Origin of the sequence: Plastoroseomonas hellenica (assembly GCF_018129085.1) — a bacterium.
Taxonomy (GTDB): domain Bacteria; phylum Pseudomonadota; class Alphaproteobacteria; order Acetobacterales; family Acetobacteraceae; genus Plastoroseomonas; species Plastoroseomonas hellenica.
Map to the genome: position 1 here is coordinate 1 of NZ_JAAGBB010000052.1, position 26813 is coordinate 26813.

Genomic DNA, 26813 nt, shown 5'->3' on the forward strand with positions numbered 1-26813 from the left:
GATCCGGCCGGACCCGTGGGCCCCGCCGGCCCGGTCGCGCCCGCCGAACCCGTGGCGCCGGTCGCGCCCGCTGGCCAAGCCGGGCCAGTTGCCCCGGTCGCTCCCGTGGACCCGGTCGCGCCCGTGTCACCCGTCGCGCCGGTACCGCCAGTCGCTCCGGTACCGTCCGTGCCGCCGGTGGCCCCGGTGCCACCCGTGGACCCGGTGCCACCTGTCGCCCCGGTGCCGCCCGTCGCCCCGGTGCCGCCCGACCCGGCGCCCCCGCTTCCGGTCGCACCGCCGGTCGCGGCGATACCCGGCTCGAATGATGCCGACGAACCGCGGCCACAGGCACTCACGCCCACGGCCAAGGCGACCAGCAGGGCCGAGCGCGGGAGCGCCGACCAAATGATGGCATTCCGCTTCGTCATGAAGTCCGCTCCCCATTTTCCCATATCTGCTTCGGATGTGACCCTAAGCAGCAACGACATCATTTACTGCCGGACGGAGGGGAGAAGTGGTTTGTATTTACATAGATATGCTTAATAATATTTCGGTATTGGAAACACTTATATGACAATTATTGACGTGAATGACTTTCAGATACGACCCAGGACAACCCGGTCGCGCTCCGCGGTCCAGGCGATGCGGCCCGTCGGCCTTGCCGGCCGTCATCGTCCGGACGCGCGGCCTTCGTCTGCCGTGCTCGCAGCGCTTCGCCGCGCCGCGTCCGCGCCCCATCTTCGGTCATCCCTGCAAACAGCCGCACCCGGTACAGCCCGGCCTGGCCGAGCATCAGGCCGGGCGCCCGGGTCATTTCTTCTGCCCTTGCCCCGCACCAGGCTCACCACCCGTCGGATCGCCGGCGACCCGCTATCCGCTCCGTGCTTCCAGCCAGGGCATGGGCACTTCGGACACCACGAAGGTGGTGCCGTTGCTCTCCGGCTGCCAGACCAGGGCAAGCCGCGGCAGATAGGCATCCGGCAGGAGGACGACGCGCACGTCGGGAGAGGAGCCGAGATCGGCGTCCCAGCCGATCGACAGGCCGAGCTCCAGGGCCTCGTCGTAGAATGCGAGGAAGCTCCGAACCGCGTTCACGCCGCCCGAGCCATCCCGCTCGTCCAGGAGCTTCTTCAGATACTCGGTGACACTCGGAAATCCACTCCAGCCAAAATCCATGGGGTTGGCGACGTAGGCGAATTTAGGCTTGTCGGGCATCGGCGACTCATTGTCCGCGGCGTTGCGCCCATGAAGGGCTGGCGCGGACGCCATCATATCTTCTTCAGCCAGGCCCGCTGTGTGACGCCGATCACTTCCGCGCCGCCGCCGCGCGTGACAGAGCGGCCACCTCAGGCCGGAAGCCCTGGCGCCGCGCCAACCTTGACGATGCGCAGCCGGCGTTCGCGGCCTTCCCGGTCCGGCCACAGGATGGATTGGCCTTCCGCAAGGCCGATGAGCCCGGCGCCGACCGGCGTCAGGACGGAGATGCGCCCGGCGGCGATATCGGCATCGGAGGGGAAGACAAGCTGCACGGTGCGGCTGGTGCCGCTGCCCTCGTCGACGAATTCGACCGTCGACAACATGGAGACGACGCCGGCGGGCAGCGTCCCGGCGATGTGGATCTCCGCGCGGTTGATTTCGGCCAGCAGCATCGCCGCCAAGGCGGGCTGCCGCTGCATCATCCCCTCGGCCAGTCCGTAGAGGCGGTCGGCTTCGGTATCGATGAGATGAATCGCCGGGCGATCCGGCGGCGGCGGGCTGATCATGGAAGGCTCCGGGCGGGAGGCAGCGGAAGCTAGGCCTGCGGCTGCATCCGACATTGCGCTGTTCATGGGCTCAAGACGCATCGCCCCGAGCTCAGCGCGTTATCCGCCAGAGAGCCCGGGGCTAGTCGCGTGCCAAGAGTTGGCCCGCGTGATGGCGGGTCCGCTGGAACAGAAGATGCATGGAGCGATGATGTCGGGCGCGCCGGGCGGTGTCAAACGGGTTGCAGCCGCAGGCCGGCATCATGCGCCCAGTCCCGGTGGCACGGCCGGCCACGGGCCCCTCCCGCGACGCACCGCGCGATGCTAGAAGGGCCCCGGGTCTCCGTAGCTCAGCAGGATAGAGCACCAGATTCCTAATCTGGGGGCCGTGGGTTCGAATCCCGCCGGGGACACCATCCCGTGCAGCCATCCTGCTGAAGATGCTGCAAAACCTCAGAGCCAGCTCGTTCGGACCCCACGGCAGCCCCCACAGCCGAGTGATCGTAGGGCATCACCCTCAGGTGCAGAGAATCTCGGAGGCAAGCCAGAGGAGGGCAGATCGCCTGAGGCGCCGCACAACTGAAACGCGCTGGGGCCGGTGGGGCCGAGGGGTCACGATCGAGAAAAGCCTGAAAGATAAGGCTTCTAAAACACTGAGACCCCAAGATTAGGTGGGGCCGTATATGGGCCATTGGGGCCACTTACACATTTAGTCCTTTCCCTACTTCCATCCCGATCCCCGGCGCGAATCTGCTAAGCTGCTGTAGATGCAGGACCTTTTCCCCTTCCCTGCGCGCTGCCACTTCCTGGCGCGTCAGACATGATCGTGTCCTTCGCGATCATCCCGGTGCCGATCGCTTCCGCTCAGCCGCAGTCAGGCCCGCTAAGGCCTGTCGCGTGTCGCTGGCTGACAGATTTGCGAGCCGGGATTCCCGGCGGTGCCAGCATGGCGTACCGTACCCGCAGGGATTCCGGGCGACGGAGCGGGTCGGCCCGGCTAAGCGGCGGAGGAGGCGCGGAGCATGCTTCGGAAGCTGACGGAATGGATCACCGGCAGGCCGGCGGAGGCGCCTCCTGTCGCCACACCCGGGCACGATACGCCAGCGCCGCCACTCCCCACCGGGGCCGACGCCCTCAGCGCCGCTTTGCGTGACAAGTGGCAGCAACAGGAGAAAGGCGACCCGCGGTAACCAGCGCTGGCAGGCCGATAATGCCACGCTAGAGCCGGCCGACCGCCTCGGGCAGCCCGGCTTGGACCACCCTGCCCCGTCCATCTCCTGCCCAACGTCGACGCCTGCGACCAGCACGTCGCCAACCACGCGCTCCCAGCTCCGGTGGTGCGGCCGCACCTCGATCTCCCGCCCCTCTGGTCTGCGGCGCAGCTCGGCGCCGGCTTCCCGATACCGACGCTCACCACGCTCGGGCGTGTCCAAGCCGCGCAGACGCACGCTGACGGGCCGGGATAGGCCAGCACACCGCGCGGTCAGCGTGTCCCCATCTGCCCAGCGGATAGTCTCACAGCGCCACGCCTGGCCGGCTGGGAAGGTGCGGGCCGGCTCCCGCCAGTGTGGCATTGGGCGGGAGGCCGCTGCCGGCATCAGCAGGACGCACGCGAGTGCCATAGGGAGCATTTGCATGCCTCCGCGATGACCCAATCAACATGCGGCACGCAAGGAGGGATCGCGACGCCGAAATCCCCGCATGCCCGCGCCTGCCCACCTGTGGGTTGGCGGATGAGTGAAGGCCGAGCACGCGATACGACGCTTTCACCAGCGGCCCAGCTGCGATGAACCGCGCCGGCCATGCGGCCACGCTCATCACGCGCGACGCGCCCTAGACCAGCTATCGGAGGCTATGACGCGTCCGGCATTGACGCTGCTGGCGCCGCTCTGGATAGCCGTACGAGCGCTAAACCAACGGGACGAACGGCGCGACAGTTCGCATTCCACACCAAGCGGGAGTCTGTAAATGGACATCTCTTCCGACACGGCGATCGCTTCTGGATCCTCAACTGCGCGTTCACTCGCGCTTCGATTCTCGGACTGGCTGAACGTCCGTGATTTCGGAGCGACCGGTGACGGCACGACAGATGACACGATTGCGGTCCAGAACGCCGAAGACGCCGCTGCCCTCGCCGGCAAATCGTTGTTCTGGCCCCCGGGCGTCTACGTCGTAAGCGCGCCCATCTCGAAGAAAGCGGTGACCTGGTTCGGCGCCGGCCGCGCGGCGTCGGTGATCGCAGCTAAGGCTGGTTGGGTCTTCGCGAATCTCACGGGCATGGTAACCGGCAGCAACCTGAGCAACTTCAGAATCGAGAGGCTCGGCTTCGACCTGTCGGGAGGAGTCTTCGCGCCAGGCACGGGGCTGCCGGGCAACGTCTACTGGGCGCTAGGAATTTACGACAGCAATCACTTCGAGATCCGCGATTGCGCCTTCACCGGCATCAAAGCGCAGTGCATCGGCGCGTCGACGATCAGTTGCAATCAGTTCGAGATCGTCGGCTGCTATATGAGCATGCCGACGCCGAGCGGCGCCTTCAATCAGGCGATAACCACATCGAACGCCAATGGCCCGTCGAACGGATTTCTCATCGCCGACAACGTTCTTGAAGGGTGCGCGATCAGCCTTGCCAGCAGCAACGGCGTCGTCCGCGGAAACCGCATCACTGGTTGGAGATACGGCAGTGGAGTGACGGTCAACCCGGTCCTGCTTACGAACGTCACGGTGACCGGTAACTACATCCAAGGCGGGGCAGGCCTCGACGACAACGGCGCATACCCCGGCGGCATCGAGTACTGGGGCTTCTATGGTGTCATCTCGGACAACGTGTGCATCGGGTGTGCAAGCGATGGCATCTCGGTCGCGAGCCAGTCGAACATCGTCAGCAATAACGAGTGCATAAACAACGGCCAAGAAGCCGCAGCCGCTGGTGTCGGGATCAAGCTCGGCAGCCTAGATTCAACCTACAATGCAGGCGGCTGCATAGTCGTAGGGAATCGCTGCACGGACGCAGCGAGCGAGAAGACACAGCGATACGGCATCGCGCAGGTGGTGCTGGCTGGCATCAATCAGACCAGTCATCTGGAGATCGGGCCGAACCAGCTCGATGGCAATGCGCTGGGAGCAATGGGGCCGACGACGACGGACCGTCTATCCTTCCACGGTCCGCAGCTCGTTGGCTCCGCAGCCAGCGCGCCAGGCGCCATTAGCAACGGCAGCTCATTTGCCCAAACCGTCCCGCTCCCCGGGGCACGGCTTGGCGACGCCGTCCGACTTGCCTACAGCGGCAGCCTAGCGGGGATCTTGCTCTACGGGCAGGTGAACAACGTCAACGCCGTCGACGTGTTCTATCGGAATCTCACCGGCGCTGCGCAGAACATCGGCTCAGGCACACTGAATGTTTGGGTTGAGAAGCCGCCAGGCTACAGCGCGTACTGATCAGGCGGCCATAAGAACGCGATAGCAGTCTCAATCGTGCGGAAGCGTGGCACCATCAGCCCGGCGGATGGTCTGACAGCGCCACGCTTTAGCCCGGCCGGGAACGTGCAGGCAGGCTCCCGCTATCGGGACTGGGCGATAGCTGTGATTGGCAGCAGCGGCGCGAACGCAACAGCGATTGCAATGGAGCGCATGCTCCGCGATGCCGAGCCGCCGCACTGGGCGCAAGCAGCTGGTGCCTCCTCAGCAGTCGCCTCCGCACACCGGGGAGGGCTCTGCTCATGGTCTAACTGACGTTGTTCGCAACAGCCTTGATCAAGCCCGTGCCTCCGTCGTTTACCCCGGCTGACAAATTGCCGGAGCAGATGTTGCCTGTGACCACGTAGTGATCGCTGCCGCCAGCGCTTACCGAGATCCCCGCGAACTGCTGGCACGGCTCGCCGCTTTGGGCATAGAAGCCGCCGCTTCCCGCGTTCGCACCCGTGATGCTGAAGAAGGAGAACCCAGGCTCAACATTGATACCGTTATAGGCATTGGGCGCAGCACGCCCATTGTTGAAAAATTGCCCGCCGCTGATCGTGACGTTCTTACCTGCGAAGAGTTCAACGCCGTGGCGTTGGTTGTGGATGGAGCGATGGCTCGTGAGCGACAGCCCGTTGAGAGCCGAGTTGCCAACGACAATGCCGTGTTGCCCGCAATTCGCGGACCAGCATCCGTCCATGCTGATTTCGGCGATGATGCCCGAGCCAGTGAAGTTGATGCCAATATTGCCTGGGCTGTCGGCGACCAACCCCTTCCAGAATGCGATTGTCACGGCCTGGCCTGATCCTGGATCACAGACAAAGGCGTCGCCAAGGCAAGACACTGCTTCGACGTCGCTCCAAGGCATATAGCTGGCGTTGGTGATTCGGAAACCGCTGCCACAGGTGTTTGCAGTCACCTGGGAGAGATAGATCGCACCCACCTCCAGGCCGTTGGTGCCTATCTGCACTCCGTCGGAAAGTGTGCCGAGGATCTCGACCGACCGCAGGTAATACTTGCCCCCAGTCTGAGCGGCGATGTGCGTCTCCAGCGCGAAGCCGACGTGGTGCTGGCCCCCGATATGGTCGACACTCACCCGATCACACATCCAATATTGGCAATCCTGCACTCGAACCGCCGCGCCAGAGCTGCGGTTGACGGTGGTGTCGACGGTGAGATCACGGAGGCCAAGATTGAAGATCTGCGTGACGCCATTGCCGAACGTGATCACGTGGCCGCTGGCGAATGTGGATCGAATGACTGTGGCGCCCTTACCGGCGCCAACGAGGTGGATATTGCCTGCCGTGACATCTATGCCGCTGCCGATGTTGTAGGTGCCCGCTGGAAAGCAGATCGTGCCTCTCCCAGCCGTCTCCGCGGCGTCGATGGCAGCTTGGATCGCGCCGCGGTCGTTTGTCACTCCGTCGCCGGTTGCGCCAAAGTCCGTGACGTCGAAGGTGTCGCACATGTCGCTTAATACCCGATTGCATCGGCACTATGCTGGGCAAGTTATGGCGCTTCAACCTCGGTCGGCGAGGCAAACGCCGTTTTGGGCGTGGCCGGAGCGGCGCTGAACCTTCCGGGTGTTTGGACCAATCTGCCAGAGGTCAGTTGCATTTCTCCGCAAGGAATCGGAAGCGCTTGGATACAATCCTCCGATTCCTCAGATGGTCTGGACACCGTATGCCCGAAGAGATCGCCGCGCCTGACCTGCTCGCCCTCACCGCCGAGATCGTGGCCGCCCACGTCGCAAACAACTCCGTCACGCAGGCGGATCTCCCTGCCCTCATCCAGAACGTGCATCGCACGCTAGCTGGCCTTGGCGAACCTCCGGCCCCTCCGCCCGAGGAGAAGCGCCAGCCTGCCGTGTCCATCAAACGGTCGATCACGCCCGACTACCTGATCTGCCTAGAAGACGGGCGGAAGCTGAAGTCGATGAAGCGCCACTTGATGACGTCCTTCGGCCTGACGCCGGAGCAGTACCGGGAGCGCTGGGGGCTGCCGAAGGACTATCCCATGGTGGCGCCGGCCTATTCGGCGAAGCGGTCGGCGATGGCCAAGCAGATCCGGCTTGGCAGCAAGCCGAACGCAAAGTCGCGCGGTGGGCGAAAGGCCAGTCGCTGATTGATCCGCAGTAGGTGGAGGCGACATTCGTGCCCAACAGCCCCGTGCGCATCGCACACCGCGCTGCCCTCTTAGCCGGCAGCGGCTTCTTGGGTGCCCTGCCCCCCGGCTGCGCCACAGAGCGAACCGGCGCACCCTCGATCGCCGCGGCAGGTTTCCTGGCCGGCTGTGTCTTGGGTCAATCAGCCAGGGTTTGAATGGCTGGGTCGTTTGTGGTTGCTCTCGCACGGACGGGCGTGCGGAACCAAGGATTTGCTGAGCTTCGGCGAGCGGCGAACGCCAGCTCAGAAAACGTCAATATAGTAAGCTACGCCTTCGAACTGGTAGGCAGGCAGCGTTGCAATCACGCTGTCACGCTCTTGGACGCTCGCCGTATAAAAGTGAGTGCCGTTGTCTGGTCGAAAAAACCGGAAGAGCGGGTGATGCTCCCCGCCATCATCGTCCGAAAAGGCACCATAAGCCACGCCCTCGTATCGGTAGCCCGGCAGCGTACGCTCGACCTGAAGCTTCTCGACGTCACCTGCCGTGTAGAAGTGGCTGCCGTTGGCAGTGTTGAGGAACCGGTGCACCAACAGGTCGCTATCATTCGAAGGGGCAGCCTCGTAGGCGGGCCCCTCGTAACGCAAGACCGGGAGGTTAGCGCGGACGCTGTCCCGCTCCGCGGCGCTTGACGTGTAGAAGTGCGTGCTGTTCGTCGTATTAAAGAAGCGGAAGATGTCCGGACTGGCACCGATGATCTGGTAGCCGATGTCCTCCAGAATTGCTAAGTCCAGCTCGGTGATTTCCCGCTCCGTGCCTACGGTAGGGGTGTAGGGGTTCATCACCCCACCCAGTAAACCTCCACTGCGGAGGTCACCATAGTGGTAGAGATTGCCGGGCGCGGGTGTGAGCGGGACTAGACCGCCGTACACGGATACGGCGTTGGGCCCATTAAAGAATGGGCTTCCGTTGATGAAGCTTACGAAAGCGTCAAACCCCGAGACCACCGTGTCAAAATTGCCGCGATCGTCGCGGTAGCCACTCAAACCAAGGGCGTGCCCGATCTCATGCGCCAAGACGGAAAGACCGTCCGTCAAGTTGGCCGGCACCTGATGGATTGCGTCGAACGGGTTTGGATCGAACCAGAAGCCTCCAAACGCCGCGTTGAGCTTGTCAGGGTCTATGGTAATGACGGCGTCCGGGGCCGCGCCGTTCCTATCCACACCGGAACGGATTTCCGTCAAGGTCCCTGGGTCGTACTGATCGACTGATCTGCCGTCCAGTGCACGCTTGAATGCGAAACCCCAGGTCCCAGGGCCTCCGGTAGCGGCGTTCGATGGCGTCTGTGCGATAGTAACCTGAAGCTCTAGCGTGCCCAGGCCGACTATGTCGTTCAGCCAGTCAGCCGCTGCCACAATCGCAGAATCGCGGATGAGTGAGAGGTAGGCGGCGAAGCCGCCGGTAGCATCCACCACAGTGACTGAGACGCCGGTACTCACGAGCGGCCCGCCTTCGGCCAAATCAGCCGCTGCGAAGACTGCCGCGTCCACTGTGCTGACCAAGTCATACTTCGCCCAACTACATTCGAAGTGGCAACGCGAGAATCTCGCATGACGTCCCTCCGATGATCGGGTTGTCAATTACTATATCCGAACTGCGTGTCCAGGCAACGACTGTCTTCTAGGCCTCTGGGCACGCTCGATGCGCGACCTTCGCCTACTACGTCGCCGACCAGCGCACGAACCGGTTGTAGAGCGTTTTGCGCGGCCCATACGCCGCCGGCACGTCGATCCAGCGACCGCCCGACTGCAGTGCCACCACGATACCGCTGATCACCCGACGGTCATCCACCCGCGGCACGCCACGCGGCTTGTTCGGCAGCAGCGGCCGCAGCCGATCCCATTGCGCGTCGCTCAGCCAGAAGCTCTCCGCCATCGACCGTTTCCCCTCAACGGGAACGGTGAATCACAGCACGCCGCGTCGCGCCAAACGCTTTATGGGTCCGGACCCTAGCTTGGCTAGTGCACGGCCTCAGGCGCCGTCGACACGCGCGGCTTGGCAACCATGCGCCTGACTTCACTAGCCTTCAGCGCGGTGACCATCTCGTGCATCCCCGCGATTCCGCGCTCGATCATGTCGCGGCCCTGCATGGCCTCCGCTGCGATGTCTGCCGCGTTAAGCGATGCGGAGGCATCAAAGATGCCGGCCTGATCGCGAGGCACGACAAGGACGCCGCCAGGGATCGTGCAATGCCCGATGCTGAACTCATGGCGGACGTGGGTAAACTTGGCGTCGGGCTCGCTCCAATCGATCTTCTGGAGCGCCGCCAGCACCTCCGGCGTCCAGCGGAACTCCGGACGGTGGCGTGGCGTGGCCAAGAGTTGGCGGAAGGCCTCCTCGTCCATGCTCGCGACGTAGTTGCGGACCGCGTCCCGCTGCTGAACGATTAGCCCCTCAACCTTCTTGCTCATCCGCTTCAAGGAGTCGCTGGGCAGCCAGGGCAGCCACTTGTCGAGCCCGTTCACAAGCAGGACGCCGCCCTTGTCGGTGATAAGCAACTCGTAGCCATTGCCAGCCGGAGACGGGAAAAGCCCGACCTCGAACTCATGGCCGTGGTGCGTGAAGCGAACCGGGGGAATTGCGACGGGCTCGCCGGCGGACGCACGAGTCGAGTCGGTTTTGAGTGATCACCGCCGGCGTGCATGGGCCATTCGTATACGAATGCTCATTGAGACGTGATGCGGTAGCACGACTGCAACTCCAACAGAACTCAAGGGAATTCGGCAAGCATCTCTCTCGCAGACTCAGTCGACCGGAAATCGGCGCGGGTGACGGGAGGGATGGAATGCAGTCACCCAATGTGCGCTCAACGCACTATTCCCAAGCCTATCGCACGTATCTGGTAAGAATTTCTGACTCGCTTCTCCAGGTGCCGCTCGATCAATGGCCATCGGACTTACCAGACGACCGCAATCCGCAGCATCGAGAGAGGTTGATGGAGGTGGCAATGTCGGCAATCAGAGGCTCGCCTGGCAACTTCGACGGCGCAAAAGACGCGTTCTACCGCAGCATCCGCCATGACGCAGATCTTCTCTGGGAGCTGTTCGCGCCCTACCGACAGGAGGCGGTGAACGCGATCCTCGCGGAGGCAGCCAAGAAGCTCCGCGAACAGCAACCCATTCTCGCCCGGCCCGGAGAGCGGCAGCGTGCAACCTCGCCAGCCGGCGCATCGGCTGTAGCGCACATCCACCTCGCCTCACTGCTCGACACCTTTAAGATCAAAGGCAAGCCGATTGGCGATCTAACCGCCAGGCAGGCCGCGGAGTGGGCTGACACGCGCGAGCGCGACACCCGCTTCGTCAGAATGCTCGTCCAGAACCTCCCGCCGGACGACCCCATCAGGAAGTGGCGCACGGCGGATCAGGCTCGCGAGATGTTCGTGGAGGCGAGCGATGCCTAAGGCGGCCACGCGGACGCTGCGTACCACCCCTCCGATGCCGCCTGCGGCAGCGTCGAAAGGCGCTGTCGCGAACTCAGCGATGAGCAAATCAAGCTCGAAAGAACCGAGGGCCCGGCGCGGCGTGCGCACCCATCCACCCCTGCCCTCGCCGGGAGGGGCGGAAGCCCCTCCCGCATCTCCCATCAGCATTCCTGACCGGCTCGCGCGGCTAGTTCAGCTCCAGCGCGAGCGCCAGTTCTGCATCGTCTCGCAAAACCGCATAGATCGTGCCTGTGAGTCGTTCATTGCCGGCGCGATCGGGTACAGCACAGATCTGACTGAGAAAGAACGAAAGGCAAAATTCGCGCTAGCAAGCGCCTTCCGCCGCAGGGTGGAGGGGAAAGGCGGAGCGGGCCACCCTTGCCATGCCAACCAGGGCGGCTATGCCCTCTCCGCCTGCACCCCCATTGTCGCGAACAGTGCCGCGGCACGACAGGCCTGGGACAGCCTCCGGGCAAAAATCGAAGCAGAGATGCAGATGCTCGCGCGGGAGTTGCCAGCGTGGAGATGGGCGGAAGCGGTCTCTGGCCTAAGCGCTCAAGGCTTCGCTTGCATCATCGGAGAGACCGGTGACCTCGCGAACTACGAGACCAAGGAGCGCGTCTGGAAACGCCTTGGCTTGGCGGTCATCGATGGCATTGCGCAGCAACGTCGGACGAATGCCGAGCAAGCCGCGGCTCACGGCTACAGTCCAAAGCGGCGCGCCACTGTGTGGGCAATCGCCGACGTGCTGCTGCGCCAGCAATGGCGGGGCGAGCGAGAGGGCAAGCCTGCGCACCCGATCGGCCCCTACGGCGCCGTCTACGGGCGCCGAAAGGCGCATACGGTTAACCGCGACGGCTGGACCCCGAAGCACCGCGACAACGACGCGCGGCGCGTGATGTCGAAGGCGCTAATCGAAGACCTATGGCGGGTGTGGAGAGGGATGGAGCCGCTGGCCTCGATGCCGCCGAGCTTATCGCTGGCTTGAAACCGCAGCCACGCTTGGCTTGTGCGTCTGATGCCACACCCGTCGATCATCGCGGCTGCCGTCACTTGCGATAGACGTGATGTGACGGCGTCTACAGGCATCGAACCCAGCGGTCGCGCCCAGGTGAGTAGCGCGAACGAACTTAACCCCCATCCGCGGCATGCGCGGATCTCAGGAGGTGCGGCCGGCGCAGCGCTCGATGATTGGCCGCGCAGCCGCCCAGAATGCGTCTGACCATCGCTCTGCGCTTTCGGCATGAAGATGGGCACGATCAATAGTCACGAGGCCAGGCACCTCTGGATTGACGTAAGGTGCGCCCACTACCTCAGCGGTCGCTGCTGCCAACCTGGCGTTCTGTCCGTTAGCAGGCACCACGGTGAAAATTGTGCAGGTTCGGTCCATGTCGTGACGGCGCAAGAATTCGGACGCTAGAGTCGCCAAGCCAGGAACGCGAGCAGCGTTCACCGGTCCATCCGGTGGCACTGGAAACTCCCCAAGCGTCGGACCAAAAGCATAATGGTAGTCGACGATGATCCGACCATCTTCCGGACGTCGGAAGTAGGCGAAGGTCGATCCGCAAAGTGACGGCAATATCTGGCCAGCACATGCCATGCGATGGATAGGCTGCCATAGCCGTCGAGCGGCGTGCTCCGCCGTCTCGCGGAGGGGGCGCTCCATCAGGCGGTTCAGGTTCGCGCTGCCTCTAAACTCCGGATAGGGTGGGACGAAAAAGGGATCCACGTCGATCACCCAGACTTTCGGCCGGATCTGTAAGCGATCAAGGACGATGTCGGCATGGGCGCTGAAGCTGCCCGACAGGCTCAGGTTGTGAAGCCGGGAGCCCATCGAGGCCGCGTGGCGCTCTGTCGCCGCTGTAGAGAAGCCAACATGGGCGTGGCTATAGCCGAGCACCACCACATCAGCCGCCCGAGCGGCTGCATCCTCGCGCGGGGATATGCCGAAGATGAGCATGCCTGACTCATAATCCCCGTAGGATGGTCGCGCGCAATAGGCGAGGGTGATGCCATCGCCCGATGCGTAGCCATAACCGGCGCAACCGGAGGGCTGGGTTTTCCACATCAACATCGCTGCAGAGATAGCGACGGTAAGCGGCACAAGTGAGAACAGGAACCAGCGTATGGCGCGCGGCGTCATCGCATCAGAACTGGTAATAGAGGAATACGCTGTCGGCGTGCAGCCAAACTAGCGCTGAAGCCAGCATAGCGCCGAGGGCCACGGCCCAAAGGAAGCCGGGATAAAAAGATAAGGCCCGAGCTATCGGCCCTGCCGGCCGGATCGGGCTTAACGCCGGGTTCCACCGACTCATGATCTGCTGTGAGTTGGGGAGTAGCCACGCAATGGCAAGGAGTCCCGCGATCCACCAGAACGCGGTCGGCATCCCCGCCCAGCAGGCGTACACCGTGGCGCTTCCGGCTCCGGCCGGACATGCCAGTGCTGCACCCGTTCCGTGCCCCGCCATGGCGTGAACTACGCGCACCGCCTGCTCCATGCTGTCAGCGCGGAAGAATACCCATCCCACCACAACACAGACGAAGGTGAGAAGCCGTCCCACAACCGCGGAGCCAGGCCTTGCCGCGAATATCTCAGGGAAGCGCGCGCGCAGCCGGCGCCACATGTGGTTCACAATCAAGTAGCCGCCGTGAAGTGCGCCCCAAGCGAGAAAGGTCCATCCCGCACCGTGCCAAAGGCCGCCCAGCACCATGGTAATCATGAGGTTAGGAAGGTGCCCCAAGCCGCTCCGATTCCCGCCGAGCGGGATGTAAAGATAGTCGCGCAGGAAGCGCGACAGCGTCATGTGCCAGCGCCGCCAAAATTCGATGATGCTCTCCGCCTTATAGGGGCTGTCGAAATTTAGCGGAAAGCGCACGCCGAACAGCCGCGCAAGCCCGAGAGCCATGTCGGAGTACCCGGAGAAATCGAAGTAGAGCTGCAGCGAAAACGCAAGGGCGCCAGCCCATGCCGAAACTGTCGAAATGGGCTCGGAGGTGAAAGCAAGGGCCGTGTATGGCTGCACACTGTCCGCCAGAATGACCTTCTTAAAGAGCCCCATAATAAAGAGGGCACTCCCAACAACGAAGTCCTGCAGACGTTGATCGCCGCGAGCATCGAATGCGAACTGCGGCATCATGTCACGATGGTGCAAAATGGGGCCGGCGACGAGATGTGGAAAGAAGGTGACAAATAGCAGATAGCGAATAGGGTCAGACACTACCTTGCTGGGCTCGTCGTGCACATCCACAAGGTAGGCAGTTTGCGTGAAGGTGTAGAACGATATGCCGATAGGCAAGAGAATGCCGCTGAATATCCCTTCGAACCCTACAGCGCCCGCCAGAAAGTCTGCGTACTTATAGTAGCCGAGAAGGGCGAGATTACCTGCGACCCCCGCTCCCAGAAGGGCGCGCGCCGCATGCGGCCGTACGCTGGAAAGCCGCGCGATTCCTTGTCCGCACAAGTAGTTCGCCGCGGCGGATCCTAGCAGCAGCGGCAGAAAGTCGAACCGCCAGTGAGCGTAGAATATGCAGGAGCCCACAACGAGAAGCAGTGATGCGGCGCTAGAAGAGAATCGCGCAGACACGATAAACCCAACGTAAATTACTGGAAGGAACGCAAACAGGAACAGGTCCGAGTTAAAAAGCATTAGGCCTGCCTTCGGCTTCGCATTCCCTCCGCCGAGGTAACATCATTAATTGACAGCGCACAAGAGCCGAGGTTGCCGCTGAAGCGCATCCCATTTCGAGTGGGCACCCGGCGTACCGTGAGGGGCTCGGCAGCGTTACTTGTGCTAGGCTCGCTTTGATGACCGCCGACACCCCCACCGGCCTAGCCGCCGCCCTCCCCTCAATTCCCATCATCCTCGCTTGCCTTCTGGGCCTGGCGCTAGTGGTGCGGGCTCAGGCGCGCGCTAGCAGAGCGGCGGGAGTTGCCTATTGGCAGCCATGGCGCGTCTGGTTCGTATCGATTGCGGGCGGCGTATTCGTGCTGCTCCAGGCAGCGATCATCGTGTCAGCGACCGGCTGGATTGGGTAGACGTCGCACTGCCCGAGGCCTGACGAATGACCCGCCCTGCGACTGGGCGAGCCGCGCTACGTCTAGCGAACTGCCGCTCCTTGCAGCCGCATCTCGCCACCTCCTCCAAGTGCGCGCTGGAATGCGTCGATGGCGTCCCGCAGCGACGGGTTGGCGGTCGCCACTTGGCCCAACCGCAGCAGCGGCCTGTCCGCCTGCGCTGGCGCCCGCGCCACCTGCACGCTGGCGTCAGCAAGCCACCGCACGAACTGCGGACTGGTCATGAGCTGCGCGACATACCGCGGTGCCAGGACACCCAGGGCGCCCGTGTAGGCTACCCCACGCCAATCGCCTTCCATCGCGTCCTGCCCCATCGATAGCATCCCAGCGCCAGCGATCAGGTTGCGCGCTGTGCCGCTCGGGTTGGCCATGCGATCGGCATCACGAAGCCTGCCCGCGACCCGGACGAGCCGATCAAGATCCGTCGCCAGTTCGGCAGTTTCTCGGTTGCCGCCGAACAGCACCCGCCGAGCGCCGACGCCGTTGGTGATCAGCCGGTTCCAGTTCGTCAGGAAGGTCGAAACGCTGAAATCGTCGAGCGACCGACGCTGCCCAGCAGTGGGAATGCCCATTCGGTCCACCACAGTAGCGGCAACCACGCGCCACTCCTCAGGCTCCATGTTCCTGCGAAGGCGCGCCATCGCCTGCGCGTCGGGCTGTCCGCTTCGCGGGAACGCAAGGCGGAAGACTTGCTCGTCAGTGCCTTGATCAAGCACGCGCTCGAGCGTCGGCAGGTTCTGGGTGCGGTTGAGCCGGAAGTAGCGATCAGCAACGGCTAGCCGCTGCTGCGCCGCCGGGCTGATCGCTCGTGCGGCGCTGGTCATGTCATCGGATAGCGCGCCATAGAAGCGGCGCAGATACTCGACGGTAGCCGACTGCGCATCCCCTGCCGGGTTTGGCGGGCCGCCGATGATCTTGCCCAGATCGGATCGGATGTCCCGAAGCGCCTGGAAAGGGACGCCGCCCTCTCCCGCATCGGCCAGTGCCGCCTGGATGCGCTCGATGACCGGGCGCAGCGTAGCGTCCCGGCTCTCCGGGGCCTGAGCCAGCGCATCGCGGAGCTCGCCTCCCAGATGCGCGACAGAGGGGAGCGTCGCCCGCGCATCCGAGGGGATCAGCGCGTAGGCCTCGTCATACAGCCTCTCCTGTCTCGTCTCGAAGCGCTGGACAGCGTTGCGGGCACCCTCTCGAAGCGCAGCCCCGGCGCCCTCAGGAGTAGCGCCAGGCGCGTAGCCAGCAGCGATCCGCTGCGCCTCGTCGCGCATCTGAACTGCCTGGCGCTCGGCCATCTCCTGCACGGGCTGCGCGCCGCCTGGTGTGACACCTAGCCCCCGCTCCGCCATCTGGACGGTACGATTGCCAGTGACCGCGCCGGCGCTGGCGTCAACGCCGGCATTGGCGAAGTCGCGCAACGCATTCTGGCCAGCTTCCGGGGAGAGGAACCGCCGGACCGGCGCCACCGCTGCGCCGATTCCGCGAGCGATCAGATTACCGACCGGCACGCCTACTGCATTCAATCCCGCGGTGGTGGCCGCATCCCCTGCCCGCTCGCCGAAGCCTCGGCTGTCCGGCGCGTTGTCGAGTAGTGTTCCGGTGGCGGTGGAAATCTCGCGACCCGCCGCTGCCCCTAGCCCGACGCCGGCAGGTACGGCGAGCACGCTGAGACCACCGGTCGCGGGAATGCCCCACACTGCGGGGGGCACTGCGAGAGCGCCGCCGATCGCGCCACCGACGAATTCCCCGATTTCAGGACCGATTGAGAACACATCGCCAACGTCGAGACCCTGCGGATTGTAGACCGTTGGCCGCCCTGTCCGCCGGTCCGTGTAGATGAAATTGCCATCGCCAAAGGGACGAGCATCGGGCGCGAAGCGACGCAACATCGCCAAGCGGTCCTCGGGGGTCGAGAGATTGCCCACCGCCCGGCGGACGTTAGACGGCGCACCGCTGCGCCGATCGACGTCCTCCGCCGAGAGATACCGCCCAGGCGTGAAGCCGGGCGCCACCTGCGGCGGCTCCGGCCCCTGCCCCTCTATGGCGACGGATTGCTGCGCCGGCCCAACCAACGGCGCCGGAGCCCCCGGGCCCGGTCGCACCATCGATACGCCAGGAACCGGGCCGCTAGAGATCGGCGGTGGCTGAGCGCCGTCGTCCGCGGGAGCCCAACGATTGGGATTGAAGCTGTTCATCGCACGTAGGGCTTTCCATCAGGGCCAATGAAGGTGGTGCCGGGAGCAAGGCGCTCGGCCTCGGCGTCGCTGCTCACGCGGACGGGTGTGCGGCCACCACTCTGCGGCCTCCCTGCCGGCGGGGGCTGCGGCGCCAGAGGCGCGCCAGCGGGCGGAGAAGCCGTTCCGACGCCGCCCGGGCCCGGGGACCACCACAGCGCCGCCCCCTGCCGCAGGGGCGGTCTGCGCGCCACCAGGAGCCGGCTGCGCGGTTGGCTGCCCGGTCTGACGGCCAGGCGCGCGCTGGGTGCCGAAGGGCATGACCACGTCCTCCGGCCGCAGGCTGTTGCGGCGTGCCAACTCGCGGTAATTGTCGGCAAGCGTATCCGCCTCCTCCTGCCGCGTGCGGAGAATGTTGCGGGCCTCGCCGAGGAAGTTCTGGCGCACGTCGGATGGAAGCCGCTCGCCCGACAGGACCCGTTGCACGGCGCCCTGCACGCGCTCGCCGAAACTGCCCGTCTGCGCCGCCATCGCGAACTCGCTCTCGCGCACCACGGAGGTGGGGTCCAGCATGCGGACGAAGGCGTATAGCATCGCCATATCGCCCTGGCCGCTGCCGGAGCGGGCCGCCGTCTCCACCTGGCGGTAAGCCTGTTCGACGGTACGGTAGCCCTCCGTCAGCTTCACGTATTCGTCGCGAAGCGTATTGCTGCGGGCAAAGGTCTGATCGTCGCGCGGGATCGCCGCCTGACGCCGCAGCCTGCCGTTCTCAACCGCGTAGCGGCCGGCGCCTTCCGGACCATCGTCGCCCAGGTCTACGAATTGCGTGTCCCGCGGAGGAGCGGCAGAGACCATGCCGGCCGCCTGCTGGCGCGGCACAAGCATCTCGCTGCCATCTGGCAGCCGGACGCGCTCAATCTGCGTCTCGCGGTTCATCATCGGCTGCAGGAGCTGCAACTGCCGGATAGCGCGCGGATTGCCGCTCAGTGCAGCGCGCGTGATCGCCTGCACCACCGACCCCGGCAGACCGGCAACGGAGGTCTGGTCCTGCCCCGCCGTGGTGGCGATGCGCGCCGCCTGCTGGATCGCGCCGGGCGTGCCGTTCTGCGCCAAGCGATCGATGGCCACCTGTGCCTGCTGCGGCGAAGTGCCACCACCAGCACCGCCGCTGCCGCCAGCCGAGCCGGCGCCGGTCGCACCGCCATAGGGCAGCCGGTAGAAGTTGTGGTCGCCGATGACCTGGGCTTCCTGGCCCTCAGCCCACGTCGGCGGCTGGCGCCCAAGTGCCGCCTGCGCGCGGGGGGCAAAGAAGTGCGTGCCGCCGCGGGTCGGGTCCTCCACCTGCCCCGCAAGCACCTGCTCTGCGATGGTGCGGGCCTGGCGGTACTGCGGCGAGTTGGGGTCAATCGTCAGCAGCCGCTGCTGGGTTGCCGGGTTGCCCCAGGGCTCAAACTGCCCGCCGGCCAGCACCACCTGCTCGGGCGACATGCCGGCGGCACGCGCGCGGTTCTGGATGACGTGCCCAACGGCCGTCATGCCGGTGAGACCCTGATTGGCGGCCTCGCCGAGAATGGTTCGCGCCATAAGGTCGACGTTGCGGTCGACCCCCTGCGGCGGCTGATAGGTCGGAGGCAGCGCAACCGGGCCGCGCGGAGCGCCCACCGCTGCTGGCGCTGCCTGCGGTGTTGCGGCAGGCTGCGCGCCACCGCCGGCACCAGCCATGATCGCGGCCATCTCCGCGCGGTCGCGCTCGTCGGACAGCATCGGCATGAGCTGCGTCGCCATGTTCGGTGCCGCGCCCATCAGCGCCTGCAGGCTGTTTCGGCGCTTCGTCGGGTCGTCAGCCCCCAGCCCACCGGCGTACATCGCCAGCGCGTTCTGCTGCTGCGTCTGCTGCTGCAACTGGTTCTGCTGCGCCAGCATCGCCAGCGCGTTGCCGCGGTACTGCTGCCCGCGCTGCATCGCCCCCATCACGTCGATGGGGACAGCCTGCGGGATCTGAATGTTCGGGATGTACTGGCCGCTCATGCCATAGAAATCCTCATCGCTTGCCGGCGGGGCTCTGCCCCCAGCTTTTCGGTTCGGGGGGTCTGCTTCATTTCCGCCTCCAGCCCACCAAAGGCGCGGGTGTCAGTCAGCGAGGTCATAGCCGGGCGCTCGCGGTCCAGGCTTGGTAAGCCGTAAAGCTCCCGGCCGCCGTGGCGGTGACGGCGTAGCGACACGCTTCCGAGGTGACAGTGTCGAAGCCGGCCGTCGCGATGTTGATGGAGATGTCGGCGGCGCCCGGCGTGATAGTGGGGAGGTCCCTCTTCGTTACCTTGAACTGAGTTGGCGCCGCTCCAGGGCCGCCGGGCGCGCCGGCGTATCCGGCGATGCCGACGCGCCCCCCTTCGTAAAACCGCTGGCAGCGTGCCAGGGTCTGCTGATACGGCTCTCGCACCGCCGGCACAGCGGCGCCCGCGAAGTCCAGCGTCACCTCCTGCACCTCGAACCAGTCGGCGGCGCCCGCCGTGCCGCTCGGCGTCCATTCGAAGACCAGGCTGGCCTGCGTCGTGGTGGCGGCGACCGCCGTGCTGGTGCCGGAGTAGCGCGTGTCCGTCGTGGTAAGCGTGATGCTCTGCGAGAGCGGCGAGGTTTCGTTGGTGTATGGCGCGGCGTTGGTGCGCCTGCCCTCCGTGCCGGTGCCGCAAAGCAGCTTGACGGACAGCGTGCCCGAGAAGTTGGCGCCAGCCCGCCCGGTGAAGGACACCGTCATCACCCGCCCGCGCATCTTCACGCACTCCCAAACTTCCAGCGGCTGCTGGAAACGTAGGGCGACAACGCCGGTCTGCCCGCTGTTGCGCTGCACCCGCACCCGGAAGCGTGCCGTTCCCGTGCCCGCCTGCTGGGACACAACGCACGCCTGGTTGGCGCTCGTCTCCATGCACCACTGATCGGCCGAGTAGATGGAAGCGGTTGCGGTGACGCCGGCCGCGATAGCGAGCGACGTGCTCGCCTGCCAGATGTCCAGCCCCCCGTTCACCAGGATCGGCGAATAGTTGACCGTCGCAACCGGCATCAGCTTCCGGAAGTTGGTGCCGTCATAGATGATCTCGACCAACGACCCATTGCCCCACGTGCCCGTGGGCAGCGGGCCGCCGTCGCTCTCGACAATCGTCTTCGCGCCCAGGCCGTTCCAGTTGACGCTGGGCGTCGTGCTGGTGGGCGTGCTGGTCGCGATGAAACGGAGAATTTGTCCCGCCTGGTAGGTGGAGCTGACAAAGGCCGCCGTCAGGATGATCGCATCGGCCGTGCCGGTGACCGTCAGCAGCGAGTTGGACAGGTCCGTCGTGGCCCCATCGACCGGGTCGGCGGTCCAAATGACAACGTCGCTCGCATCCGTCAGGATCAGGCGGTAATTGGCCGCCGCGAAGAAGATGTCGTTGGGCGGGCGCCCTTCGCTGTTGAAGACGATCGGATTGGAATTCGCGACCGTGAGGGCACTGTCGCTATACGTAGCGAACGCCGAGCTGGTACCAGCCCTGTACGTGTACAGCTTGGCGCCGGAGATCGGGTTACCGTTGGCGTCGCACATCTGTGGGCGCGGGTCGAAGAAGCGAGTGGTCACTGGTGGTCACTCCTGAGCGCGGGTGCGATCTGTCCGGCACCCGACGTTTGGGTTGAAAAGTGTTTGCGGTGATTGGGCTGGCTGAAGAATGGGACGCGCATCAGCGGCCGCCTTCGTCCTGCGTGACGGCAGTATCGCCATCGAAGGTGGCTTCGTTTTCAAGGGCGCTGCCGTCGCCGGGCAGGTGCGCGCGAATGCAGGCGATCAGCTCGTCAAGACGAGTATCGGATAGCTTCCGAAGCGCTCGGCGGCTCGCATCCGCTCCAGACGCCATTGCCACAAGGAAGCTGCCCAGGGCGTCTTGCGGCCAATCCGCAACGGCCTGGTCAACCAAGCGATCCCAGGGGGTCACGTCGCGCACGGCTTCGAGGCGGACAAGACGTGTCTCAATCGGTGAAGGCATGGGTGCCTCCATCCGCATCCGTCAACTCGACAATCACCAGATCGGTGTTCCGAGGCACGCCCGTGGTGATGCCAAGGGGCGATACACTCGGCGGGACGCCATCGGGAAAGCGCTTTGCCAACGCATCCGCCAGTGTCTCGCCTGACGCCTGATCCACCACGACACAGACCACACGCTTGACCGGCGCAAGCTCGCGCTCGATCGCGCCCAGGCGGCGCGCCAACGTGCCGCTCATTCCTTGGTGCTCCTCTGCTCAAGGGCCTCGATGCGAGCTGCGAGATCGGCGGTCTCCGCCGCTCGGCGTTGGGTCTCCAGGACGGCAGCGACTGCCTGCCCCTCCTCCGGGGAAAGCTCGCCAGCCGCCACTGCTTCCGCCACCGCGGCAAGGGCAGGCACCAAGTCGGCGGGCCTTTCGATCCTCGGAAGATCAATCTCCACCGGGCGGCCCTTCCGCTCCGGCCAGAGGCGCCGCAGCAGGATGTCAGCGGCCCTCATGTCGCCCGCCAGGGCAGCAGTCACCACGGCGCGCAGAAGATCTTTGGCGCTCTCCTGGCCGATGGCGTCCAAGGCGACGTGCGCAGCGTGCCGTACACCCTTCCGCCTGCCCGCCGGGTTCCCGGATTGGCCCTTTTGCCAGCCTGGCCGGGCCGGCTTCATATCGGTGCTGCCGTCACTCATCGCACTCATCTCCATGCAGCAGTTCGTCCGGCAGCGTCCGGCGCGAGCCCAGCCCCGCCATTCCACGCGGGCTCACCCAGAACTCACGGCCGTCCGGCCGTACCAGCGCCAGGCCGCCAAGGTGACAGGGACGGCGCTCAGCGCCCTCCGCCAGGGCTGCCGATATGCGAAGCCCCTGAGCGGACCAGTGGTCCGTGAACACCATTCCCTCGAGAAGCCCCGGAGACCCGGATCTCCGGGCCGCTGGCGGGGTTGTGGGCTCGCTACGCGCCGCGGGTGCGGGATCTGCGGCAGGGCCTCCCCGAGCCTCCGTAGCGGCAACACCGGGAAGCCGCCGCGGTGCGGCCATCGACCAAATGCCGGCCAGCTCGGCGGAGAGCGCGGCGGCGCTCATGCGTCCTGGCCTCCGCCTTCGAAGATCGCGCCCTTGACCGCGTACACGCGGGGCCGGCCGTAGCCGGTGAGCCGAACCTTGACTGTCGCGTGGTGGCCGGCGTCGGTGCGCAACAGGTTCGCATCCCGCAGCGCCGCTACCACCGCCTTCGGGTCGCGGCCCTTACACACCTCCGTCGAGAAGACGGGTGGCAGGATCAGGTATTCCCAGGCGCCAGCCTTGTCCTTCTGCCGCCACCCTGCCCGCTGCGTCACGGGACGGCTGTCGGCAATTTCGGCGGAGGCATCCGTGTTGGTGCCGTCCTCGCCGATTGCGGCGAAACGGGCGGAGCCGTGCATCGCTATGAAGTTCCGCACCGTCTCCACGGCGTCGGCGTCTTCATGCGCGCCAGCCCCGCCCCGATGGTTCACCCACAGAGCAAAGCAGGCACCAACAGCGCGGGCCGCCTCACCTTGCGGCCAGGGCAGGACACCCCAAGCCGCCGCCAGCTCGCCGGCTGCGGCAATGATGCCGAAGCGGCGCGCTACAGCCTGGACCTGGCCGTCTGCGCCTGCAGGAGTGAATTGGTTGACCCAGGCGGCGCGGGCCCGCTCAACAGCAGTAGCCAGCGCTACGGCGTTCTCGCTCCGCTCAGCAGCAAGCCTTCGCAGAAAGGCGGGCGCCGCGGTGCCATGAAGCCGCGCGACATTCTCGTTCACTTCCACAAGCAGCGTGTAGGCATCCGCCCGCCCATGGAGGCACTGGCCGAGCGGCCCGCATTCGGGCAGCGGAACGCTGATCAGCCGCACGAGCTGGCCGGCCATCGCCTTCTTCCCGGCCTCCTGGATCTTGGATGCGAGGTCCAGTTCGCCAGTGGAGAGGGCGACAAGGCGCCATGCCTTGGTGGCGCGAGCGTTGCCGTCGCGGTTCGCGCGGGATTTCCCCACCCCGTTGGCCACCATGTAGGAGATCGCGTCGACCTCCTTCGGGTCGCACTGCCCGAGTTCGTCAAGCGCAAGCAGACCGTCATTGCTGGCGGCCGCCACGCTCTCCAGCGCGTTGCTCGTGCTGCGCCAGTTCCGCATGGCCCTTCCGGCGATCGGTGGTCCCCACGCGCTGGCACCCATGCGGAGTATGGTCGTCTTGCCCTTCTGGGAGCGGCCGAAGGCGTGAACGCCGCCGCCCGGCTCGCCCATCAGATCCAGCAGTGGGCCGGCGAAGGCGGAGGCCAAGAAGGCCCCGGCCAGGTCATTTCCGACAGCGAGCGCCGCGACGCCGGCCTGCCACTCCTGCAAAGTGCCGGAGCAGGCAACCGCCGCACCAGCATCCGGTGCCGGCGACTGAAGCACCATGCGCTCCGACGCGGAGCCGTAGGCCGCCCCATCCGCGCTGATGTAGACCGGGCTGCCGCGTTCGGTGTGCCAACCAGTGCGTGTCACAGTGCGGATGCGGCTTTTGGCTTTGGCGCGCATGAGCGCATCGCGGAGCTTCTGGCGGCGGGTGTGATGGGCAGCGACCGCCAGGCCGCCATCGATCAGATGGCCCTCAAGATCGCCAGCCTCTCCGAGCAGAAGCCGCCGCGGCATGGTCCAGGTGTGAGCAGTGCTATCTCGGTCCTGCCAAGAGAGGAACAGGCCCCATCCCGTGCCGGCGGCGTCGCGGGTTTCGCCCTCGATGACGAAGGGTCCGGCCAGCCACTCATCTCCGTTGTCCGACGCGTGGTAGAGGCCGCCGGCCTTCATCACGTAGGGCTTAGGCCACGGGTTCTCGGCCGCCGCCTTGACGCCAGGCGATGCGTTCGGCGGCGGGCCCTCCTCCGCATCGCGGAGATCGAATGCGCTTCCAAAGTCATCCATGCGGCGCGTCCTCCCAGGGAGGAGTGGCGGCGCTGGCCGGCTGGCGTGCCAATCCGAGGCGGCGCATCAACTCGTCGTTGGCATCGCCGGACCTTGGCGTACCCACCGTGACGCGGCGACCTTCGGCCTTGAACCGCGCGGCAGCCGCCCATGCTTCGCGCTGGCCTGCCTCGTCCGGATCAGCGCTAATGAAGATGTCACGCACATCATCGCGGAGAGCCAAGCGCGGCAGGTTGTTCGCCGCAATCGCAGCCCAGGCGGCGCCGTGCCCCACAAGCACCTTTGCCGAAAGCGCGGTTTCGACGCCCTCCGCGATCACGAGCGTCTCGCCGTGCTTCCAGGTATCGAGTGCGACCACCGCTCCGCCGATCTGGCCCAGCGTCTTCTTGTGGACCAGCACATCGCGAGCCTTGCCGTTGCCCTCGGCGTCGATGAACGTCCTGTGGATGCCGATCACCTCGTCGGAGCCGGGGCGGGTCACCGCGCCAATCATCGCGGGCACGCGGCGGCCCAGCTCGGCGTTGAAGACATTCCCGAACCGGAGTGCCGGCGTGATCACCCCCGGCAAGCCACGGCCGGCCAGGTATCGCTGCGCCGGGGTGCCGTCGATCGGGACCGCCTTGTTCCAAACTTCCAATGCCTTGGCCTTGGCGCGCTCACGCTCTGCCTTGCGTTCGGCCTCACGGGCCTCGATCGCGGCGCGGTCGAAGGCGTGCTGCTCACCGCCAGCGAAGGCGTCCTCACCCAGCGCTGCGCGTATGACGCTGGCGATGCCAGGACCGTCCGCGCAGTTGTGGCAGTGGAACACGGCCCGGTGGTCGCCATCCCGCACGGCGAGCGTGTCGCCACCGTAGCCGCATACCGGGCACCGGCCGCGGTACGAGCCACCATCCGGACGCAAGCCAAGAGCGGCTGCGATCTCCTGAGCGGTGGCGGTCATAGGCTCGCCCTCACACGAGCGCGCGCCAACAGTACCTCGCCCATGACGGTGCGAAGCGCATCGGCCAGGGTTTCATCCACGAGATCGGCATGGAAGCCGTCGTCGAACTCCCGAAACTGCAGCAGGTCGGCATCAGGTCCGTGGCGGTCGGGCCCGCAACTCGCGTCCTGGCTCACCGAGCACGCGCAGACACTGAACCACCACCCCGGCAGGTGGGCCTGAAAGGCTGCGATCGCCGCGCCCAGCGCCATGCCGTCTACCAGCGGGACGGCGTCACTGGTGGAGGTCATTCGTCAGCCTCCCGCTTCAACACAGCGCTGGGAGCGGGCACCCCAGTGCCCATGCCGACCTTGACGGCCGCGAGCAGCAGGTACGCCGCCGCGGTTTCGTATGCGACGCTGCGGTCGCCAAAAGCGATACTCAACAGCTCCGCGACCCGATCGCCTACGCCGCTGCCAATCCACGCGTCATTGGCAACCGCGTCCTGCCCGCCGTGCGGGATGGCTTCACGGGCCAGCACGTTCGAGAGCGCGATGCCGGCGCGGCAGATCATGTCCCAGAAGCACGGCGCGTCTGCAGCTTCCCCGGCGGGGCGCTTCGGGTCGCCCTCGGCAAAGACATAATCCGTCGCTTCAGAGACGAGCGTGTGCGCGAGGACGCTGACCAACTGCTCGTCGGCGGAGATCAAACGCAGCGTCTCCGCCACGCGATCGGGGATCTTGCTGACCAGCCGCTCCCCGTCATCCGGTCTCATAGGGCCAGTGAGGCAGCCCCGAACTTCCGTCACCGTGCGCCACAGCAGGTTGCCCACGACACGAACCTGCAAGCGCTGCTTAGCGCGCGGCGGAGCCGGCGGAGGCTGCGGGCGCTTTGCTTCTTCCTCGGCGAGAGCCTCGTAGTCAGGCGGCGTCGTGGTGATCCGCGCCGCATTCAGCGCCATGCCCTGCGCAATGAACCGAAGGGCTGCCGGACCTTCCAGGCCGAGCCCGAGCGACAAGTCGCACTCCGCTTGGTCTACGGGACCGCCGAGTTCTGTAAGGGAAGTCTCGACGTGCCCGCGCGGGTTCGAGCCGTCATAGGAGCGCAGCTCGCCGCGAGCCTGAGCCATGGGCCGGTCAACAACGCGGTCAACGAAGGCGTCGGATGCGTTCATTGGGCGGCCTCCGCGTCTTGGCGGAGCTGCACAAGCCGCACATTGGCGCCCAGCCGATACCGAACGAAGGTGACCGGCCGCGCGCTGCGGTCCTCGCCCTTCTCCGGGATGCTCTCGATTGGCACGCCAACCTTGCGTAGCCGGCGCACGATGCTCGGAGCGTCCAGGCCGAGCGCATAGAACTCGGCGAAGACCATCTGTAGCCGCGTCAGGCCACCGCGATGCGCCATCAGCAGCCGCGCCAGTTCCAAGGGGCGGCCGTTAACCGGAATAGGCGTCTCGGTGCCAAACACCTTCAGCGCGAAGCCGGAAGCGGGAGAGGTCGTCAGTGCGGCGCGGCGCGTCGCCTGAAGAATGTTGAGTGGGGAAGCGTTCATGAGCGCGCCGCCTCCTGGTTCGGAGCGGACGCGCAGGCTTCTCGCATTGCGCCGACCATCTCGCTAATCCGCGGGTCGAGCGAGGTGCAATGCTTGAAGAAGCCTTCTGCGATGTATTCGGGTGCCTCGCCGGCAGGCTTGGGCCACTCGACGTAGAACGGCAGCCGCATCCGAGCCTTCGGATGCACTCTGCGCACCACGACGAGCGCCGTCCGCCCTGGGACCGTACGCACTTCGCCGGGCAGCGGCTCCCGGAGGCGATACTCGCGGTTGCGGTGGTCCAAGAACCACTGGCGGTCGTCTTCGCTCGCCAGGTCATGGACGGTGGGTTCAGAGGGCTTGGTATTCATCATGCGATGTCCCTTCGTGGACATGCACGACTAAGGCTTGAACGCTGATCGGAAGCTCTCTATCCT

At 65.6% G+C, this 26813-nt stretch carries 23 protein-coding genes, 1 tRNA gene and 1 pseudogene; 5 read left to right on the top strand and 20 right to left on the bottom strand.

Going from position 1 to position 26813, the window contains the following annotated elements:
- Window positions 1-852 precede the first annotated feature (852 nt).
- A complete protein-coding gene (locus tag GXW71_RS28120) occupies window positions 853-1197 on the bottom strand; it encodes a hypothetical protein (protein WP_211856033.1) in 345 nt (114 codons plus the stop codon).
- Window positions 1198-1328: 131 nt separating this feature from the next.
- Window positions 1329-1745, bottom strand: a complete 417-nt coding sequence (rnk, locus tag GXW71_RS28125; protein ID WP_211856034.1) for a nucleoside diphosphate kinase regulator — start codon at window positions 1743-1745, stop codon at window positions 1329-1331.
- Window positions 1746-2063: 318 nt separating this feature from the next.
- Here rnk and GXW71_RS28130 point away from each other — a divergent pair.
- A tRNA-Arg gene (locus GXW71_RS28130) sits at window positions 2064-2140 on the top strand.
- Window positions 2141-3692: 1552 nt separating this feature from the next.
- Window positions 3693-5162 carry a right-handed parallel beta-helix repeat-containing protein gene (locus GXW71_RS28135; protein WP_211856035.1) on the top strand — a complete coding sequence of 490 codons (1470 nt, stop codon included), beginning with the start codon at window positions 3693-3695 and terminating at the stop codon, window positions 5160-5162.
- Window positions 5163-5448: 286 nt separating this feature from the next.
- On the opposite strand, the gene GXW71_RS28140 is transcribed toward GXW71_RS28135, so the two are convergent.
- Window positions 5449-6651, bottom strand: a complete 1203-nt coding sequence (locus GXW71_RS28140) for a glycosyl hydrolase family 28-related protein (protein ID WP_211856036.1) — start codon at window positions 6649-6651, stop codon at window positions 5449-5451.
- A 215-nt stretch (window positions 6652-6866) separates the two neighbouring features.
- Between GXW71_RS28140 and GXW71_RS28145 the strand changes: the two genes are divergently transcribed.
- Complete coding sequence (locus GXW71_RS28145; RefSeq protein ID WP_211856037.1) at window positions 6867-7307, top strand: MucR family transcriptional regulator; 441 nt, start codon at window positions 6867-6869, stop codon at window positions 7305-7307.
- 284 nt (window positions 7308-7591) lie between these two features.
- Here GXW71_RS28145 and GXW71_RS28150 read toward each other — a convergent pair whose 3' ends face one another.
- The 3 genes and pseudogenes from GXW71_RS28150 to GXW71_RS28160 all read right to left on the bottom strand — a co-directional run bounded on the left by GXW71_RS28150 (window position 7592) and on the right by GXW71_RS28160 (window position 9844).
- Window positions 7592-8848 (bottom strand): hypothetical protein, encoded by a 1257-nt coding sequence (locus GXW71_RS28150; protein ID WP_211856038.1) that lies wholly within the window; start codon window positions 8846-8848, stop codon window positions 7592-7594.
- Between the two features lie 163 nt (window positions 8849-9011).
- Window positions 9012-9221, bottom strand: a pseudogene (locus tag GXW71_RS28155) (transposase); the annotation flags it as partial.
- A gap of 83 nt (window positions 9222-9304) precedes the next feature.
- Entirely contained in the window at window positions 9305-9844 is a 540-nt protein-coding gene (locus GXW71_RS28160) for a hypothetical protein (protein ID WP_211856039.1), read from the bottom strand.
- A gap of 287 nt (window positions 9845-10131) precedes the next feature.
- Here GXW71_RS28160 and GXW71_RS28165 point away from each other — a divergent pair, with 287 nt between their 5' ends.
- Window positions 10132-10746 (top strand): hypothetical protein, encoded by a 615-nt coding sequence (locus GXW71_RS28165; protein ID WP_211856040.1) that lies wholly within the window; start codon window positions 10132-10134, stop codon window positions 10744-10746.
- A 79-nt stretch (window positions 10747-10825) separates the two neighbouring features.
- Window positions 10826-11755, top strand: coding sequence for a hypothetical protein (locus GXW71_RS28170; RefSeq protein WP_211856041.1), 930 nt, complete (start codon window positions 10826-10828; stop codon window positions 11753-11755).
- Window positions 11756-11926: 171 nt separating this feature from the next.
- Here the strand turns inward: GXW71_RS28170 and GXW71_RS28175 are convergent, their stop codons facing one another.
- The 14 genes from GXW71_RS28175 to GXW71_RS28240 form a co-directional block, all read right to left on the bottom strand.
- Window positions 11927-12910: a hypothetical protein gene (locus GXW71_RS28175; RefSeq protein WP_211856042.1), complete on the bottom strand. Its 984-nt coding sequence runs from the start codon at window positions 12908-12910 to the stop codon at window positions 11927-11929.
- Between the two features lie 4 nt (window positions 12911-12914).
- Entirely contained in the window at window positions 12915-14414 is a 1500-nt protein-coding gene (locus GXW71_RS28180) for an MBOAT family O-acyltransferase (protein ID WP_211856043.1), read from the bottom strand.
- 451 nt (window positions 14415-14865) lie between these two features.
- Entirely contained in the window at window positions 14866-16848 is a 1983-nt protein-coding gene (locus GXW71_RS28185) for a hypothetical protein (protein ID WP_211856044.1), read from the bottom strand.
- A gap of 201 nt (window positions 16849-17049) precedes the next feature.
- Window positions 17050-19038: a cell wall hydrolase gene (locus GXW71_RS28190; protein ID WP_211856045.1), complete on the bottom strand. Its 1989-nt coding sequence runs from the start codon at window positions 19036-19038 to the stop codon at window positions 17050-17052.
- A gap of 115 nt (window positions 19039-19153) precedes the next feature.
- Window positions 19154-20617 (bottom strand): hypothetical protein, encoded by a 1464-nt coding sequence (locus GXW71_RS28195; RefSeq protein WP_211856046.1) that lies wholly within the window; start codon window positions 20615-20617, stop codon window positions 19154-19156.
- A 100-nt stretch (window positions 20618-20717) separates the two neighbouring features.
- Window positions 20718-21020, bottom strand: coding sequence for a hypothetical protein (locus tag GXW71_RS28200; RefSeq protein WP_211856047.1), 303 nt, complete (start codon window positions 21018-21020; stop codon window positions 20718-20720).
- Window positions 21004-21255 carry a hypothetical protein gene (locus tag GXW71_RS28205; RefSeq protein ID WP_211856048.1) on the bottom strand — a complete coding sequence of 84 codons (252 nt, stop codon included), beginning with the start codon at window positions 21253-21255 and terminating at the stop codon, window positions 21004-21006. The genes GXW71_RS28200 and GXW71_RS28205 overlap by 17 nt, the downstream gene beginning before the upstream one ends.
- A complete protein-coding gene (locus GXW71_RS28210; protein ID WP_211856049.1) occupies window positions 21252-21698 on the bottom strand; it encodes a DUF5681 domain-containing protein in 447 nt (148 codons plus the stop codon). Before GXW71_RS28210 ends, GXW71_RS28205 begins: the two co-directional genes overlap by 4 nt.
- Before the next feature lie 390 nt (window positions 21699-22088).
- Window positions 22089-23927 (bottom strand): DUF927 domain-containing protein, encoded by a 1839-nt coding sequence (locus GXW71_RS28215; protein ID WP_211856050.1) that lies wholly within the window; start codon window positions 23925-23927, stop codon window positions 22089-22091.
- Window positions 23920-24867: a DUF7146 domain-containing protein gene (locus tag GXW71_RS28220; protein WP_211856051.1), complete on the bottom strand. Its 948-nt coding sequence runs from the start codon at window positions 24865-24867 to the stop codon at window positions 23920-23922. Before GXW71_RS28220 ends, GXW71_RS28215 begins: the two co-directional genes overlap by 8 nt.
- Window positions 24864-25157, bottom strand: a complete 294-nt coding sequence (locus GXW71_RS28225) for a hypothetical protein (protein ID WP_211856052.1) — start codon at window positions 25155-25157, stop codon at window positions 24864-24866. Before GXW71_RS28225 ends, GXW71_RS28220 begins: the two co-directional genes overlap by 4 nt.
- On the bottom strand, window positions 25154-26020 hold the full coding sequence (locus GXW71_RS28230; RefSeq protein ID WP_211856053.1) for a hypothetical protein: 867 nt from the start codon (window positions 26018-26020) through the stop codon (window positions 25154-25156). Before GXW71_RS28230 ends, GXW71_RS28225 begins: the two co-directional genes overlap by 4 nt.
- On the bottom strand, window positions 26017-26397 hold the full coding sequence (locus GXW71_RS28235) for a hypothetical protein (protein WP_211856054.1): 381 nt from the start codon (window positions 26395-26397) through the stop codon (window positions 26017-26019). Before GXW71_RS28235 ends, GXW71_RS28230 begins: the two co-directional genes overlap by 4 nt.
- Complete coding sequence (locus tag GXW71_RS28240) at window positions 26394-26750, bottom strand: hypothetical protein (protein ID WP_211856055.1); 357 nt, start codon at window positions 26748-26750, stop codon at window positions 26394-26396. The genes GXW71_RS28235 and GXW71_RS28240 overlap by 4 nt, the downstream gene beginning before the upstream one ends.
- Window positions 26751-26813: the final 63 nt, after the last annotated feature.